The sequence below is a fragment of the Halomonas sp. TD01 genome, from assembly GCF_923868895.1.
Classification (GTDB): Bacteria; Pseudomonadota; Gammaproteobacteria; order Pseudomonadales; family Halomonadaceae; genus Vreelandella.
Genome location: NZ_OV350343.1, coordinates 3,816,641 through 3,833,036 on the forward strand (window position 1 = coordinate 3,816,641; position 16,396 = coordinate 3,833,036).

At 53.2% G+C, this 16,396-nt stretch carries 12 protein-coding genes; 8 read left to right on the forward strand and 4 right to left on the reverse strand.

Going from position 1 to position 16,396, the window contains the following annotated elements; all coding sequences use genetic code 11:
• Nucleotides 1-65 precede the first annotated feature (65 nt).
• Both malT and L1X57_RS17385 read right to left on the reverse strand, forming a co-directional pair.
• Nucleotides 66-2,771, reverse strand: a complete 2,706-nt coding sequence (malT, locus tag L1X57_RS17380; RefSeq protein ID WP_234667810.1) for an HTH-type transcriptional regulator MalT — start codon at nucleotides 2,769-2,771, stop codon at nucleotides 66-68.
• 105 nt (nucleotides 2,772-2,876) lie between these two features.
• Complete coding sequence (locus L1X57_RS17385) at nucleotides 2,877-4,406, reverse strand: carbohydrate porin (protein ID WP_009723675.1); 1,530 nt, start codon at nucleotides 4,404-4,406, stop codon at nucleotides 2,877-2,879.
• Between the two features lie 536 nt (nucleotides 4,407-4,942).
• On the opposite strand from L1X57_RS17385, the gene L1X57_RS17390 reads away from it, so the two are divergent.
• The 6 genes from L1X57_RS17390 (at nucleotide 4,943) to L1X57_RS17415 (ending at nucleotide 12,118) form a co-directional block, all read left to right on the forward strand.
• Entirely contained in the window at nucleotides 4,943-6,214 is a 1,272-nt protein-coding gene (locus L1X57_RS17390) for an ABC transporter substrate-binding protein (protein ID WP_009723676.1), read from the forward strand.
• A 14-nt stretch (nucleotides 6,215-6,228) separates the two neighbouring features.
• Complete coding sequence (locus tag L1X57_RS17395; RefSeq protein WP_009723677.1) at nucleotides 6,229-7,215, forward strand: carbohydrate ABC transporter permease; 987 nt, start codon at nucleotides 6,229-6,231, stop codon at nucleotides 7,213-7,215.
• The gene (locus L1X57_RS17400; protein WP_009723678.1) at nucleotides 7,215-8,057 is read left to right on the forward strand and encodes a carbohydrate ABC transporter permease; all 843 of its coding nucleotides are present in this window, start codon (nucleotides 7,215-7,217) and stop codon (nucleotides 8,055-8,057) included. The genes L1X57_RS17395 and L1X57_RS17400 overlap by 1 nt, the downstream gene beginning before the upstream one ends.
• Nucleotides 8,058-8,094: 37 nt before the next feature.
• Nucleotides 8,095-9,711, forward strand: a complete 1,617-nt coding sequence (locus tag L1X57_RS17405) for an alpha-glucosidase family protein (RefSeq protein WP_234667812.1) — start codon at nucleotides 8,095-8,097, stop codon at nucleotides 9,709-9,711.
• A gap of 79 nt (nucleotides 9,712-9,790) precedes the next feature.
• Nucleotides 9,791-10,897 (forward strand): ABC transporter ATP-binding protein, encoded by a 1,107-nt coding sequence (locus L1X57_RS17410; RefSeq protein WP_009723680.1) that lies wholly within the window; start codon nucleotides 9,791-9,793, stop codon nucleotides 10,895-10,897.
• A gap of 189 nt (nucleotides 10,898-11,086) precedes the next feature.
• Entirely contained in the window at nucleotides 11,087-12,118 is a 1,032-nt protein-coding gene (locus tag L1X57_RS17415) for a LacI family DNA-binding transcriptional regulator (protein WP_009723681.1), read from the forward strand.
• A 14-nt stretch (nucleotides 12,119-12,132) separates the two neighbouring features.
• Here the strand turns inward: L1X57_RS17415 and gap are convergent, their stop codons facing one another.
• Complete coding sequence (gene gap, locus L1X57_RS17420; protein WP_009723682.1) at nucleotides 12,133-13,137, reverse strand: type I glyceraldehyde-3-phosphate dehydrogenase; 1,005 nt, start codon at nucleotides 13,135-13,137, stop codon at nucleotides 12,133-12,135.
• 211 nt (nucleotides 13,138-13,348) lie between these two features.
• Here gap and pyk point away from each other — a divergent pair, with 211 nt between their 5' ends.
• Nucleotides 13,349-14,815 (forward strand): pyruvate kinase, encoded by a 1,467-nt coding sequence (pyk, locus tag L1X57_RS17425; protein WP_009723683.1) that lies wholly within the window; start codon nucleotides 13,349-13,351, stop codon nucleotides 14,813-14,815.
• A gap of 46 nt (nucleotides 14,816-14,861) precedes the next feature.
• Nucleotides 14,862-15,338 carry a methylglyoxal synthase gene (locus L1X57_RS17430; protein WP_009723684.1) on the forward strand — a complete coding sequence of 159 codons (477 nt, stop codon included), beginning with the start codon at nucleotides 14,862-14,864 and terminating at the stop codon, nucleotides 15,336-15,338.
• A 20-nt stretch (nucleotides 15,339-15,358) separates the two neighbouring features.
• Here the strand turns inward: L1X57_RS17430 and cra are convergent, their stop codons facing one another.
• Nucleotides 15,359-16,336 carry a catabolite repressor/activator gene (gene cra, locus L1X57_RS17435; protein WP_009723685.1) on the reverse strand — a complete coding sequence of 326 codons (978 nt, stop codon included), beginning with the start codon at nucleotides 16,334-16,336 and terminating at the stop codon, nucleotides 15,359-15,361.
• Nucleotides 16,337-16,396 lie beyond the last annotated feature (60 nt).

A 16,396-nucleotide genomic window follows, 5' to 3' on the forward strand; every position in this document is an offset into this window, starting at 1 on the left:
CTAGATAAAATCCTCCCCTAGAGGTAGCGATGGGCGTAGGCGTTAGGAGTAGCTCCCCGAGTTAGTTATTCCCCTTGAATATGCGCCAGCAATTGCCCCGCCAGCGCAATGGCTTCGTCGCGCCGTCGAATATTCTGTTTTTGATAAAGACTACGGATATGAGTTTTGATCGTGGTGGGCGCCACCGACAGCTGTTCGGCGATCTGCTCATTAGAGAGCCCAGCATGAATCAACCCCAGAATTTGCCACTCTCGGCGGGTCAGTGGCGATGTACGTATCAGTTCAGGCACATCGGGCCGTGCCACAATGTCGGCAATCACCGTCTCATCCAGCATCAAACGCCGGGCACTGCCAAAGTCTTTTTGGCGGCCTGCCAAGGTTAGCAGCCGCTCCGCGCGAGCCTGCTCAAGGGAAGCTAAAGTGTTACTTGCCAACAGGGTCGACAACAGCTCCCCCAGCGGCTTGCCTAAGCGTAAAAAGCTGCCTACCAACGCGGTGCGGGAAGCCAAACTGAGCGCCTGCTGCATATGGCTGCTTGCCTGAGCAGTTTGTCCCTGATGCCAAGCCACCGCAGCTAAGCAAAGTTGATTGCGGTTCGCGTCAGTCACTAGTCCCAGCCGCCGGGTGTGGGCTTCAAGGGCATCCAGCAGTTCGCGGGCCTCTTCGTAGCGTCCCAATAGTGTTAATGCACGGGCATGGTTACGCACGTTGCACTGGGAAAAGTGATTGGTGGCATGCTCGGTAAGGGGTTCTGGCGCTTCTTGGCGCCAACGCTCAACCGCATCCATATCGTGCGTCGATTGCCACCACGCCAACAGCGTTGCATGGGCATTCGCTACCCAATCAATGTGATAGTCACCTTCTGCGAGAATTTTACGCAACCTTCTAATATGGTCGGCACACTGGGCTTGGTCGCCCCGGCTCTGGGCGACTTTAGCGAGCTGAATATGGCACTGAAGCGTCCAGCGCTCGCCTTGATTGTCTAACACCGCAATACCTTTCAACGCAGCCTGCTCGGCTTCGTCTAAGCGATGCCACTCCCACAGCACTTGGCTACGAATGCGGTACAAAAACTCCGCGACCGGCAAATGTTCAAGTTCGGCGCGTTCTAGATGAGCAAAGGCACGCTCTTGAATATCGTAGGCGGCCTGCAAGCGTCCCTGAGCCACCAGGTTTTCAGACTGATGACAGTATGACCACAGCAGCAGCTGATGATCGTTGCGCTGACGAGCTTGGCGCTCCACTTCTCGCACCCGCTGCAGCGACTCCTCTAAATAGCCTTGTACGAAGCGCGATTCGCTTAGAATGGCCGTCGCCGTCAATGGTGTTGACGCTAAGTAGCGAGCAGGCACCGCTAGTGCCTGCTCAGCGAGTGGCGCAGCGCGTTCGGCATTACCGTGGTTAATCGCCAACTGGGCACGCAGCGTTGCAAACTCAGCATTCAAAGCCTGCCACTCGCGCGCACCTAACTGCGCTTCTATCCATCCGATCACTCGCGCCGTCACATCGAACTGAAATTGCCCGTGGGATACCCAGCCATAGAGCAACGTATGCTCAGGGCTTGTTGAGATCCGCGGCTCACCTAACAGCGCAAAACCTTGCGCTAATAACGCATAAGCTCCGCTGGCTAATAGCGCAGGCCCCTGGGCGGTCAACAAACTGGCAACGTCCTCTTGCTCCTCGGCTAAGATTGCTTGCCGTAACGCCATCACCGGATCATTTAGTGCTAACCACGCCTGGCTTGCCCGCTGATGCAACCTTCGCTGAGTGGATAAATTAAGCTCGTGTCGGCGGTGGCGAAGATACTCGCCAAACAGCCGTTGAAAGCGAAACCACTGGGTATGCGGGTCTGGTCGCTCAATAAAGAGCCCAGCTTGCTCAAACGCTTCCAAACGCTGAGTTAGTCGCTCCCCTTCCAAAAGGCGCGCCATTAACTCAGGTGAAAAGCGTTCTAACACTCCCAACTGAAGCATCAGCTCGCGCTCTTCAGGGGGAAGTGCGGCGGCGAGCAGTTCATCAAACCAAGCGACAAAATCAGGGTGCGCACCGCTTAAGCGCTCTACCAGCGCGTCGAAACCCGCACGCGTAGTGGTTCGCTCAACCAGCCAGTTAAGCGCCACGATCCAACCACCGCTTCTACGCAAAGCACGTTCAAGGCTTACTCGAGTGGGCGGAAAACTTAGCTGTTCAGCACACAGAGTGTGTGCTTCTTCGCTATCAAAGGCCAAGTCGTGAAGGTCTATCTCTTCAAGCTCCCCTCTCAACCGCAGGCTCGCCAAGCCAAGCGCGGGGCGCGAGCGGCTCGCTAGCGTCAAGGTCAGCCAGGGCGGCTGATGACGGAGCCAATGAGCGATGCCAGCCAAAATGTCGGGATGGCTCAGGTGTTCAAACTCATCTACAACGAAACGGCACGGCGAACGCTGCTCGGGCAACTCACCCAGCCAGCACTCAAGCTGCTCTACACAGTCAGCATTGTCTGCCATCGGTGAGAGCACACCGGTTTCATCGAGCAGTGTATTCAACGCTGCCCGCCAGTAGGTTAAAAACCGTACCGGCTGGTTGTCACGCTGATCCAATCGTAGCCAAGCGGCCTCCTGCTCCAGCGCGGGCAACCGCTCGGCCAGCAGTGTCGTTTTGCCATAACCCGAGGGCGCTGCCAGCACTAGCAGGCGGGTACGCTCGTTTAAGGCGAAATGGTCATTAAGGCGTGGCCGGGCCACCACACTCAGCGGCAACGGCGGTGCCTTTAGCTTTTCTTGGAGTAACGACATCAGCGCCTCCCGATATCAGTGCTTTTTAATAACAAAAAGCCCGCGACACGGCGCGGGCAATCAGCATTGGCGAAACAGTTTTCGCTAGAGAGCAGCGGCTTGCGCTTAGAACCATACCTCGGTTTGTACGCCAAAGGTAAACTCACCGCCAGTAAATCCATCGCTACCTAGAGAGCTTGCACCGTAGCTATTAAGGCTATCGTCCCAATCGCTGTAAGTAGTGAACAGACGGATCTCAGGACGCTTCCAGAAACCACCTACTTCGGGCTTGAAAGTCGGTGCGATAGTGAACTTCATATAGTCACCATCAACCGCGTTACGGTCACTGTAACCTTGTGGATCTAAATCCATCCACTGGTAGCTAGCTTCGTACTGCATTTCGAAATTCTGATTAATTTCATTCGCTAGCCGCACGTTTAGCGTTGCCCAGTCATAGCTATCGCCATTGGCGAAACGATCTTCACTGGTTTCAGCCAGTATAGACGGTGCAATACGCCACTTCGGTGCAATGTAGGTCGTGCCATATAACGCTAGGCGCGTTGAGGTCGCATCATCCGTCAGGTCGCCGTTGCTACCCAATCCTTTTACTTCGGCTCCTAAGCCCTGGCCGTGCAGTACTGCGGCCTTGAAGTTACCTTCGCCCATACCGAAGAAGCTGTCGCCATGGTAAGCCACCATGGTGTGCCAACCGCTGTCGGCCGCGGTTTGGCCAACGCCGATATCACGTTCATCGTTATCCGCAGCAGACATACCGTTAACCATGACCTGCCAATTGCCAAAGTAATTATTGGAGGTCAATACAAGGTTATCTGTATCGCTATTTTCTCCATCTAAACCGGGATTCTCACGGTTGACGATCGGGTAGTCGCTAAAGCTGCGGCCATATACTGAAAGGTTACTCTTCCAGTTATCGGCTAGCTGCATGTCGTAAATACCGCCACCGGTACCGGCCAGGAATACGACATCGCTATCGAGCCAATGGATATCAAAGTTATCACGGTCAAAACGCTTACCGGCCCAGATAGAGGCGTTTTCAAACGCACCGGTAAAGCTTGGCAAGTCGCTAAACTCAGCATATACCTGGCGTACGTTCAGGTTGGTATCATCACCTACCCAATCATTGCTGGAATTAGTACCGGCGGCCAGCATGGTGGTGTAACGGGCTTTTGCACCGTTATCAAACTGCATGCGGTAGTTAAGAATGGCTTCGGAATAAGTATCCGGTTCGTTGCCCAAACGACCAACGGCGCCGCCATTTCCACCTGCGGGTGTCAAGTAAGGGCCTCCTGGCGCGCTTTTACCGTCTTCGCCAATTAGCAGGCCAGAACGAGCATAGACATTAAAAGAGAACCCTTCTTCACCATTGGATTGACGCTCTACACGGGCAAGGCGTTCTTCAATGTCAGCGTCAGTAACGGTGGCAGGTGCACTTGACGAGGGCGTGGCATGTCCCTGCTCCGCTAACTCAGCACGGCGCTCTGCGGCCTCGGCACGCTGCTCGGCAGCCGCAATACGTGCTTCTAATTGCGCAAACCGCTCTTCTAGTGTTGTGTTGGCGTTAGCAGTACCACACAGCCCAAAACTGGCAGCGGCGATGGCAATGGCGAGAGGTGTTTTGAATGTCATTTTGTGCATTGTTTTAAACCCTAATTTATTAAACCCTTGTTTTTAAAAGCTGTATCTTTAAAAGTCATATTCTTAAAAGCTGTGCTTTAAAAACCGTTTTAAAAATCGCTTTAAAAACTTGGCTTTAAATCTTTTATTTTTGAGATTTTCCAAAGCCCCCATCTGATGCCTTACTGCGCTGATAGCATTCACTCCCACTAAGTGGTGCTGAGCGTGGGTGCCAAAAAATGGCGCTAAACGCTGTACAGCCAAGCCAGATAGAGAAAACTATGTTGCAAAGCAACTACGTTTCACTCCGTAAAATAACGGAAGACAGAACTTAATCGATTAAGAGCTAGTAAACCAACAAGAAATAACAAATTATCGACCAATGTCTAAACTGATCCTTAGGTTAGGAGAAAGTAATACAGCGGCATTAGACAAAAGTCGCTATTGAACTTGTCACGAGGAGACGGCTAACTGGCACCTTACTTAATCGTTTAAGTAGGCGCTACGAGCGCTTTGAACACTCATCACCCACAACAATAAATGCCGAGGAACGCCCTATGAAAAAGACATTACTCACTTCTGCCATTGCTTTAGCTAGTATCGCTAGCGCCACAGGCTCTGCTCAAGCGGCTGAGTTAACCATTTCTTGTGGAGCTGTTGGTGCGGAGCTTACCCTTTGCCAAGAAGGTGTAAGCGCCTGGGAAGAGAAGACTGGGCACAGTGTCGATGTGGTTTCAACGCCAAACTCATCTACTGAACGCTTGTCACTCTACCAACAAATTTTGTCCGCCAATTCTAGCGACATTGATGTTATGCAGATCGATGTTGTCTGGCCTGGCCTACTGGCTAATCACCTGCTCGATCTAAGCGAAGTGCTTGGTGAAGACGCCGCGGCAGGCCACTTCGACACCATTGTCACGAACAACACTATCGATGGCCGCCTAGTTGCGATGCCCTGGTTTACCGACGCAGGTGTTCTGTATTACCGCGAAGACTTGCTGGAAAAACATGGCCATGACGTACCTACTACGTGGCAAGAACTGACCGACATCGCGCGTGATATCAAAAATGCCGAGCGTGCGGAAGGCAATAATCGTATGCAGGGTTTTGTCTTCCAGGGTCGTGCTTATGAAGGACTTACCGTCAATGCACTGGAGTGGGTTTCAAGCTTCGGTGGCGGTACCGTGGTAGATCAGAATGGCGAAGTAACCATTAATAACGAGAAAGCTGCTGAAGCGCTAGATTTAGCAGCTTCATGGATTGGCGATATCTCTCCAGAGGGCGTGCTGAACTACACCGAAGAAGAAGCCCGTGGCGTCTTCCAGGGTGGGAATGCCGTGTTTATGCGTAACTGGCCATACGCATGGTCACTGGCTCAAAGTGAGGATAGTGATGTACGTGGCAACGTCGGCGTCACCCAATTACCAGCAGGTGGAGAGGACGGCCAAAGTGCAGCCGGTTTAGGCGGTTGGAACTTAGCGGTATCCCGCTACAGCGAACATCCCGAGCTTGCCGCTGATCTGGTCGCTTTCTTAGCCGGCGAAGAAGAGCAAAAGCGTCGTGCCATCCAATCTTCCTATAACCCCACCATCGATGCGCTTTACCAAGATGAAGAGGTACTTGAAGCCGTGCCCTTCTTCGGCACTCTTTACGACACCTTCACTAACGCAGTCGCCCGTCCGTCAGCACCTACCGGTGATGCCTATGGCCGTGTCAGTAACGCCTTCTTCAGCACCTCACATGATGTGCTTTCAGGCACTAAAACTGGCGCCGAAGCCGTCGCTGACCTCGAAGGCGATCTACTCCGCCTGAAGCGTCGCAACTGGTAACCGCGGAGACACCTATGTCGACCTCTTCTAACAACAGCGCGCCCCTGGAGGCGCGCTCAGCCGCAGCGCCAGCGCGTCGGCATCGCGGCACTAAAGTACGCCGTCAGCGGGTCAAAGCGGCTTGGCTGTTCCTGGCCCCCATGCTCATTGCATTAACGCTGGTTGCTGGCTGGCCGTTAATGCGTACTTTTTTCTTAAGTTTTACTGATGCCTCACTGTCTGATCTAGGGGCAGCCAATCTAATCGGATTTGAAAACTATCTGGTCTACGAAAATGGCCGTTGGTTCGGAGTTCTTGCCGACCCAGTCTGGTGGCAATCTGTTTGGAACACCGTTTACTTTTCGGTGGTATCTGTCTCTTTAGAAGTCATTTTCGGTGTCATTGTGGCGCTGATTCTAAATGCGGAGTTTAAGGGTCGGACGATTGTTCGCGCAGCGGTGCTAATTCCGTGGGCAATCCCCACCATCGTTTCCGCCCAAATGTGGGCGTGGATGCTCAACGATCAGTTCGGCATCATCAACCACCTGCTAATGACGGTTGGGATAATCGACAATCCTATTGCCTGGACCGCCAGCGCTACTTACTCCATGTGGGCAGTCATCATGGTCGATGTCTGGAAAACGATTCCGTTTGTCGCTCTATTGGTGCTAGCCGCCCTACAAATGCTGCCAAAAGATTGTTACGAAGCCGCAGAAGTAGACGGTATTCACCCCGTGCGCGTGTTCTTCAAGGTGACCCTGCCGCTAATTACGCCCGCTTTGATGGTGGCGGTTATTTTCCGCCTGCTGGATGCGCTGCGGGTGTTCGACGTGATCTACGTACTGACCTCTAACTCGACCAGCACAATGTCGATGTCAGTCTATGCACGTCAGCAATTGGTTGAGTTCCAGGATGTTGGTTACGGCAGTGCCGCCTCTACGCTGCTGTTCTTAATCATTGCACTTGCCACCGTTGCTTACCTTTATTTAGGCCGTAACAAAATACAACTAGGAGGTGACTGATGAACCAACGTCAGTTAGCCAAAATTGCCAAGCGCGTCGGCTTTTGGGCCTTAATTGCGCTGATTATGGTATATGCCGTTTTCCCGTTTTATTACGCGGTCATTACCTCACTCAAACCTTCTAGTGACTTATTCCAGGTTGAGCTTTGGCCCTCAAATTGGAACCTGGATAACTATGCGCAGATTTTTAGCCAGTCGAGCTTTATACGTGCGATTTTTAACTCGGTAGTCGTAGCATTTAGCGTTGTTTTCATCGCGCTTCTATTGGGTATCACCGCCTCCTACGCGCTGGGCCGGGTTCGCTTTCGTGGTCGCTCGACCGTCATGCTGGTCATTCTTGGGGTTTCCATGTTTCCTCAAGTCGCGGTGCTCTCAGGCTTGTTTGAAGTGATTCGCGCACTAAATCTCTACAACAATCCCGCGGGCCTCATTCTGAGCTACACCATTTTCACGCTGCCCTTCACAGTGTGGGTACTTACCACCTTCATGAAAGAACTGCCCATGGAGTTGGAAGAAGCCGCCATCATGGATGGCGCTACGCCCTGGATTACGATTACCAAAGTCTTCCTACCGCTTATGTGGCCTGCCATGGCCACGACTGGCCTGCTTGCCTTTATTGCTGCGTGGAATGAGTTCCTGTTCGCCTTAACCTTCACACTCACTGATGCCCAACGCACCGTGCCTGTTGCCATTGCACTGCTGTCAGGTGGTAGCGCCTACGAGCTGCCCTGGGGGCCAATTATGGCCGCGTCGGTCGTCGTCACCGTGCCACTGGTTATCCTGGTCATCATTTTCCAACGTCGCATTGTTTCAGGCTTAACTGCAGGTGCAGTTAAAGGCTAAGCGTGGGTGTTATTTACGTTTTATTAAGGATTTATTCATGCAAGACAATCTGACCTGGTGGCGCGGCGGTGTTATCTATCAAATTTACCCGCGCAGCTTTTTAGACAGCCGTGGTGATGGCATTGGTGATTTGAAAGGTATTACCGAAAAGCTCGACTACGTGGCCTCTTTGAACGTTGACGGTGTCTGGCTTTCGCCCTTTTTTACCTCACCCATGCTCGATTTCGGTTATGACGTCAGCGATTACCGCGACGTTGATCCGATGTTCGGCACCCTGGATGATTTCAAGGCGCTGCTCGACAAGGCCCATTCGCTAGGCCTGAAAGTAATGATTGACCAAGTCATCAGCCATACCTCTGAACAGCACGCTTGGTTTAAAGAGAGCCGCCAGAATCGCACCAACCCCAAAGCCGATTGGTTTGTGTGGGCGGACCCAAAGCCCGATGGCACGCCACCTAATAACTGGCTATCTATTTTTGGCGGCCCTGCCTGGACCTTTGATTCACGCCGCCAGCAGTATTATCTGCACAACTTTTTGACCAGCCAACCAGATGTCAACTTCCATAATCCGGAAGCCCGTCAGGCACAGCTGGACAACATGCGCTTCTGGCTAGACCTTGGCGTTGATGGTTTCCGTTTGGATACGGTCAACTTCTATTTCCACGACGCCGAACTGCGCGACAATCCACCAGTGCCAAAAGGCGAATCTAAGACTCTAGGCGCTCCAGAGGCTAACCCATACACGTGGCAGCGCCATGTCTACGATATTAGTCGCCCTGAAAACGTAGATTTCTTGAAAGACTTACGCGCGTTGATGGATGAGTATCCCGGCACTACGACCGTGGGTGAAATCGGCGATGACAACCCACTTGAGCGAATGGCTGAGTACACCGCAGGCGGTGACAAACTGCATATGGCTTACACCTTTGACTTGCTCAATAAGCCACGGTCCGCTAGCTATATTCGTCATGTTATTGAGCGCTTTCAGCGCTTAGCGGGCGACGCCTGGCCCTGCTGGGCAACGTCTAACCATGATGTTGAACGCAGCGCATCGCGCTGGGGCACTGAAGAAGATCCCATTGCTTATCCTAAAGTGATGCTCGCCATGCTGTTTTCCCTACGCGGCAGCGTCTGCCTTTATCAAGGGGAAGAGTTAGGGCTTCCGGAAGCTGACGTGCCCTTCGAGCGCATTCAAGACCCTTACGGAAAAGTGCTCTGGCCAGAGTTTAAAGGCCGAGACGGGTGCCGCACGCCAATGCCATGGACAGATGGCACCCAGGCAGGTTTCTCGGTCATTGAACCATGGCTACCCGTAGAAAAACGCCACCTGCCATTGGCGGTTAGCCGACAGCAAACAGACCCGGACTCAACGCTTAACGGTGTGCGTCGGATGCTCGCCTTCCGTCACGCTCATTCAGCGCTGTTTGACGGTGATTTACAGCTCATTGACGTCGGTGAGGAGCTGTTGGGCTTTATTCGTCAAAATGACCAGGAGAAAGTGCTGTGTGTCTTTAACCTGACGGGCAATGAGCAGCAAACAGCGCTCCCCGCAGACGTCATCAGTGACCTGGAAGGACACGGTTTCAATGCGGCACGTAAAAACAATGTGCTGACGCTACCCGCTTATCAAGCCGCCTTTATGCGCGTTGCTTAGTCACACTAATAACAACATTCAATAACGATAGTCGGCCCGATACGAGGAATGCTGCATTGAGGCCGACAAGGAGCTAACCATGGCAAGTGTTACGCTTGAAAAGATCAACAAAGTATTTGGTCGCGATCACATTATTAAAGACGTTGACCTGACCATTGGCGATGGTGAATTTGTCGTCTTTGTTGGCCCATCCGGCTGTGGCAAATCCACACTGCTGCGCCTTATCGCAGGTCTTGAGTCAATCACCGACGGTGACTTAAACATTGGTGATACGTTAGTTAATGACCTTCCCCCACGTGAGCGTGGTGTGGGCATGGTGTTCCAGTCGTATGCTCTTTACCCGCACATGACCGTTTATGACAACATGGCTTTTGGTTTGAAGCTTGCCAAAACGGACAAAGAGACGGTTCATGAACGGGTAATGAGTACCGCTAAAATTTTGCAGCTTGAGGATCTATTACACCGCAAGCCGAAAGCACTGTCGGGCGGTCAGCGCCAACGTGTTGCAATGGGCCGCGCGATGGCTCGGGAACCTCGCATTCTGCTTTTTGATGAGCCGCTTTCTAACCTGGATGCGTCGCTGCGAGTACAAATGCGCAACGAGATCGCCAGGCTGCACAATCGCCTAGGCTCTACGATGATTTATGTGACCCACGACCAAGTCGAAGCAATGACCCTGGCAGATAAAATCGTTGTGCTTAAAGGCGGCCATATCGAGCAAGTTGGCAGTCCACATGAGCTTTATCAACGCCCAGCCACCAAGTTTGTCGCAGGTTTTATCGGTTCACCTACGATGAATTTTATGCCCGCTGAGCTTGCCAGCGGTTCAAAAGATGGCTGCCGGGTGACTGCGAAAGGCTTAGGAGAAGTCGCGCTCCCCCAAGCCGCAGATGCCTATCCCACGGGCAGCTCGCTTACGTTAGGCATACGCCCAGAGCACCTACGTTTAGAGGCACCCAGTGGCGATAACTGCTTTGAAATTTTCAATGTCGAGTATCTGGGTAATGAGGTCTATGTCTACCTAGAACCAAAAGAGGGCGATACACTGCTTATTCACCGCAGCGAAGCCCCTAGCCAGTGGAAAGCAGGCCAGAAAGTATCCCTGGTGCCTGACATTGAGCATGTGCACCTATTTGATGAAAACGGAGCAGCATTGATGCTTTCAGAGACACGCTCTGCGGCTTAACGAACACTATCGACTGCGCTGTTGCTGAGCGAACAACGGCCTTTGATGCTGCTACCTCTTTATGCAAAGGTAGTGGAAACAACGTCAAGGCCGTATTTTTGTGCGCCAGATTCAATTCATTAGCCTGCGATGTAAAATAACACTCAAATAATTAAACAGGATAGGAAGCCCGTGACAGCCCATCGTAGAATGACTCTCAAGGATCTTGCCACAGAACTCGGCGTTTCCACCGCGACAATATCAAATGCCTTCAACCGCCCTGACCAGCTTTCGCCACTTCTGCGCGATCGTATTTTAAGTGAGGCAAAACGACTGGGGTATAACGGCCCAGATGCCAAGGCCCGGAGTCTGCGCACTGGGCGCTCCAGCATTGTTGCGGTTATTCTTGCCGAAAGCCTGACTTACAGCCTCAATGATGCTGTCGCCAGTGAATTTTTATCAGGTGTCGCTGAAGTACTCGATGCCCATGGCCATACCATGCTGCTACTCCCCGGGCGCGGCCATGCCTCACAGCCGCCAGGGTCCGCAAACATTGCCGATGGCTTTATCGTTTACGGCCTGATGCCTAATAACAAGCTTCTAAGCGAGCTGCCTTCGCAGCGGCCACTGGTGTCTGTGGATTTCGACATTGACGGCAGCCCGACTGTTCATATCGATGACCAAGACGCGAGCTACCACCTTGCCCAACACGCATTAAAAACGCGGCCACAGCGGCCTGCGGTGATCAATCTTCGCCTGACAAAAGAGCATTGCAACGGCCGAGTCACCAAAGCGCACACCCTACTTCCGGACAGTAGCACCATCAGCCGTGCGCGCCTGGCCGGATTTCATGCCGCACTCACCGAACATGGCTTTGATGCTGAACAGATACCACTGTGGAATATCGAAGAGAACGTGTTTGATGTGTGCTCACCGGTAATCACAGAAATCCTTGACTTGCCTGCCAAGCAGCGCCCGGATCTGTTGCTGTGTATGTCAGACCGTATTGCGCTTACCGCGCTTACGCTAGCCGAACAGCGCGGCATTCACGTACCTGGGGAGCTAAGAATTACAGGCTTTGATGGCATTGCTGAAGGGCAATATAGAGCACCGCGTTTAACGACCGTGCGCCAGGACAGTGCGGGTAAAGGCCGCGTGGCGGCAAAAATGATTCTAGGTCGGATACCAAAAACCCAGCAGCTACTCAAAACAGAGTTGCTGCTGGGTGACACTTGCCCATAAAAGTCGGCCAGGTATTATTTGACCGTTTTCTGCATGGCAATGGCGGTATCTAGCATCCGGTTAGAGAAGCCCCACTCATTGTCGTACCACGCCATAATTTTCACCAGACGGCCATTCACCCGAGTGTGATTGGCATCAAAGGTAGATGAGTGCGCATCGTGGTTAAAATCAGTAGACACCAGCGGCTGTGCGTTAACCGCTAGCACAGTCGAGTTCGCCGCCGCTTTCTCAACAATCGCGTTGATCTCTTCTTTGGTGGTATCGCGGCTTGCCGTAAACGTTAAATCTACCAAGGAAACGTTGATTACCGGTACACGCACTGCCAAACCATCGAACTTACCCGCCAGCTCCGGCAATACCAAACCAACGGCCGCTGCCGCGCCTGTTTTGGTCGGAATCATCGAGTGCGTCGCACTACGCGCGCGGTAAGGGTCGGAGTGATAAACATCCGATAGGTTCTGATCGTTGGTGTAAGCATGAACCGTAGTCATCAAACCATTTTCAATGCCTACGGCATCGTTTAACGCTTTGGCGACCGGCGCCAGGCAGTTAGTCGTGCACGACGCATTGGAAACCACCGTGTGCTCGGCTGTCAGAATGTCGTCATTGACACCATATACGATGGTGGCGTCAGCATCAGGGCTGGGCGCAGAGATCAACACACGCTTAGCACCCGCCTCAATATGCTTGGCAGCAGCCTCACGCTTGGTAAACAGGCCTGTACACTCCATGACGAGGTCAATGTTCATGGATGCCCAAGGAAGTTGACTGGGATCACGCTCAGAAGAAATTGCAATGCGATCGCCATCTACACTGATACTTTCGGCATCGTGTTCAACCGCAAACGGGAAATGGCCGTGAACCGTATCGTGGCGTAGCAGGTGCGAATTAAGGGAAGGATCGCCCAGATCGTTAATCGCAACGACTTGGACGCGATCTCGGTAGCTATTTTCGTACAGCGCACGCAGTACATTGCGGCCAATCCGTCCAAATCCGTTAATGGCAACTCTTATTGTCATGATGGCACCTCAATCAAGCAGTGGTAGTAGATGGCGTATCCAGTAAAAAAATTACTAAAAATACGTATTTATTCACCTTTAGGTCAATTTATACCTGTTTCAACCGCCCTTAAAGGCTAATAACGCTCCAATATGTAGTAAAATTACTATATAAACGCTATCGTAGTCCAATAATTAATCACCGCCAAGACGGTCAATAGGAGTAACTTTTATGACTCGCTCAACATCTCCCACCCCCCTTCGCCGCACAAAGATTGTTGCGACGCTTGGTCCAGCAAGCGACCGTCCTGGTGTGCTGGAAGCTATGCTAAAAGCGGGCGTTGATGTCGTGCGGCTAAATTTCTCCCATGGTGCGGCAGACGACCATCGCCGCCGCTTAAAGGAAGTACGAGAGATCGCCCAGCGACTTAACCGCAGTGTTGCCGCACTAGGCGATTTGCAAGGGCCGAAAATTCGTATTTCACGCTTTGCCGAAGGTGCCATTCATCTGGATATTGGCCAAGCCTTTGTGCTCGACATGGCGTTAGATGCCAACAGCGGCACCGCCGAGCGCGTCGGCTGTGATTACAAGTCGCTGATTGAAGATGTTGCGCCGGGTGACCGGCTACTGCTGGATGACGGGCGTGTCGTGCTGGATGTCATCTCAATTAGTGGACAAGAAGTGCACACCCGCGTTCACGTAGGTGGCAAGCTTTCCAATAATAAGGGCATCAACAAGCAAGGCGGCGGGCTGTCTGCCACAGCGCTTACTGAAAAAGATAAAGAAGATCTAAAAACCGCGATCGATATCGGCGTGGACTATCTGGCGGTCTCGTTCCCGCGTAGCGCTGCCGATATGCAGGAAGCTCGCGAACTGCTTGGCGAAGCAGGCAAGGAAATAGGTCTGGTTGCCAAGCTTGAGCGCGCCGAAGCGGTTGCCGATGATGAGACACTGGATGGCATTATCGAGGCCTCTGAAGCCGTGATGGTCGCCCGAGGCGACTTAGGCGTAGAAATTGGCGATGCTGCACTGATCGGCACTCAAAAACGCATCATCAAGCATGCTCGCACGCTTAACCGCGCGGTTATTACCGCCACACAAATGATGGAGTCGATGATTGAGTCGCCACTGCCCACCCGCGCGGAAGTCTTCGACGTGGCTAACGCAGTGCTTGATGCCACCGACGCCGTCATGCTTTCTGCGGAAACCGCCGCAGGCGACTATCCAGTAGAAACTATTCAAGCGATGGATCGGGTATGCCTAGGCGCTGAGCGCGAACGTATTGCTCAGTCATCAGGCCACCGTATTCACGAAGGCTTCGAGCGCATTGATGAAACCATTGCCCTCTCTGCCATGTATGCCGCTAACCACCTGACGGGGGTACGCGCCATAGCCTGTATGACCTCGACAGGTTATACGCCGTTAATTGCTTCACGCATTCGCTCTGGCCTGCCGATTGTTGGCCTTGCACACAGCCCGATTGCCCAACGGCGCATGGCGCTTTATCGCGGCGTCGTGTCGATCCCCTTCGACACAACCCATATGGACCCTAAAGAGCTCAATCAAGAGGCCGTCAAACTACTGCAAGCTCATGGATTGGCACGCCCTGGTGATCATGTCATTCTTACCCGCGGCGACCACATGAATGCCCATGGCGGTACCAATACCATGAAAGTGCTTGCCGTTGAAGAATCGTAAAACTGGCAGAAACCTGAAATGTGACTGTGACCTGGAGAGCCATGCCATGACCGACGCACGCCCACCCCGCCAAGCCGTTCGTACGCTGCAACCGCGTAAGCGCATTGCACTGATTGCTCACGACGGCAAAAAAACCGAAATGCTGGAGTGGGCAACGCGCTGGCAGGAAACGCTCAGCCAGCACACCCTAATTGGCACGGGCACAACCTCTAGCAAGCTGAAGAGCGCCTTAGGGCTGGAAGTTGAAGGATTGATGAGCGGGCCACTAGGTGGCGATCAGCAAATTGGCGCGCGTATTGCTGAGCAGCAGTTGGACGTGCTGATTTTCTTCTGGGATCCGTTTGCCCCTCAGCCCCACGATCCTGACGTCAAAGCGCTGCTGCGCTTAGCCGCATTATGGAACGTGCCGGTGGCGTGCAATGCGGCGAGCGCCGACTTTTTACTGTCTTCGCCCTACCTTAGTGAACGCTACGATATGTCTATTCCGGATGCAGAAGCCTGGGCTCAGGCCCGCACGGTCTAAGGCCGCCCGACCATATGGTTTTACCGGGTACGCAGGTGGCGCGCCACGACCTGCTGCCCGCACTGATAGTCACCGCTCATGGCATTCAGGGCGCAGTTTAGGGTGAGTTCAGCAATGCGATCATAATCCTGCAGGGCTGAATTTACCGGTTGCGGCAGAAAATCCAACAAGCGGTGGTCGCCAAAGGTGGCTAACCGCATCTCTTCCGGTAGCCCGCCGCGTTCCAGAAACACATCAAAGACCCCTTCCATCAGTACATAAGACGCAGTAACCAGCGCATCAGCTCCACCCTCTTCATCCAGCAATTGGGCAGCAAGACGAGCGCCTTCGCTACGCTCATAGTGCGTGCCGCTAAGCAAAATTGGCTCAATAGGGCTGCTTTGCAGGGCCGTCTGAAAGCCCGTCCGCCGCTCGCGGCTGATCGACAAACTTGGCATCGCCTCCAGCCACGCCACTCGCCGCGTACTATCAGTAATGACCGATCGCGTTAGCGCATAAGCCGCGTCCTGATCGTTGCTGACGACACTGGCAAAACGTTTCGGAGCAAGCCCGCGGTCCATTCCCACAACACACCAGCCCTCATCTACCAACTCAGAATAGAAGGCGTCATCTTCGGCTAAGCAACTGGCGGTAATAAGCACCTCACAGCGTTGCGCGCGCAGCGCCAATGCCAAGGTGCGCTCGCTATCGACGCAGTCATCTGAGCTAACCACCAACAGTTGATAGCCTCTCTCCCGCGCGCCACGCTCTAAGCGTTTAGCCAGCCGTGCATAGCTGATATTTTCAAGATCGGGCACGATCAAACCAATCAGCCGACTTGCCCCACGACGCAGCGCCGCTGCCTGCGGATCAATGTGGTAGCGATACTGACGCACCACCGCCATGACTTTCTCGATGGTGGCATTGCTAATGCGCCGCTGCTCGGCCTGGCCATTAATTACATAGCTCGCCGTGGTGCGCGATACGCCCGCAAGCCGGGCAATGTCGGCAAGTGTCATGCAATTCTCCCTCTGGTTGCCGGTGTAGTTTATCAGCCGTTTCGCCCCACCCCGACTAAA

What these genes read in the sequence shown, in the direction of transcription:
- malT (WP_234667810.1), bottom strand. Translation starts at nt 2,771, where the DNA reads ATGTCGTTACTCCAAGAAAAGCTAAAGGCACCGCCGTTGCCGCTGAGT.
- L1X57_RS17385 (WP_009723675.1), bottom strand. Translation starts at nt 4,406, where the DNA reads ATGCACAAAATGACATTCAAAACACCTCTCGCCATTGCCATCGCCGCT.
- L1X57_RS17390 (WP_009723676.1), top strand. Translation starts at nt 4,943, where the DNA reads ATGAAAAAGACATTACTCACTTCTGCCATTGCTTTAGCTAGTATCGCT.
- L1X57_RS17395 (WP_009723677.1), top strand. Translation starts at nt 6,229, where the DNA reads ATGTCGACCTCTTCTAACAACAGCGCGCCCCTGGAGGCGCGCTCAGCC.
- L1X57_RS17400 (WP_009723678.1), top strand. Translation starts at nt 7,215, where the DNA reads ATGAACCAACGTCAGTTAGCCAAAATTGCCAAGCGCGTCGGCTTTTGG.
- L1X57_RS17405 (WP_234667812.1), top strand. Translation starts at nt 8,095, where the DNA reads ATGCAAGACAATCTGACCTGGTGGCGCGGCGGTGTTATCTATCAAATT.
- L1X57_RS17410 (WP_009723680.1), top strand. Translation starts at nt 9,791, where the DNA reads ATGGCAAGTGTTACGCTTGAAAAGATCAACAAAGTATTTGGTCGCGAT.
- L1X57_RS17415 (WP_009723681.1), top strand. Translation starts at nt 11,087, where the DNA reads ATGACTCTCAAGGATCTTGCCACAGAACTCGGCGTTTCCACCGCGACA.
- gap (WP_009723682.1), bottom strand. Translation starts at nt 13,137, where the DNA reads ATGACAATAAGAGTTGCCATTAACGGATTTGGACGGATTGGCCGCAAT.
- pyk (WP_009723683.1), top strand. Translation starts at nt 13,349, where the DNA reads ATGACTCGCTCAACATCTCCCACCCCCCTTCGCCGCACAAAGATTGTT.
- L1X57_RS17430 (WP_009723684.1), top strand. Translation starts at nt 14,862, where the DNA reads ATGACCGACGCACGCCCACCCCGCCAAGCCGTTCGTACGCTGCAACCG.
- cra (WP_009723685.1), bottom strand. Translation starts at nt 16,336, where the DNA reads ATGACACTTGCCGACATTGCCCGGCTTGCGGGCGTATCGCGCACCACG.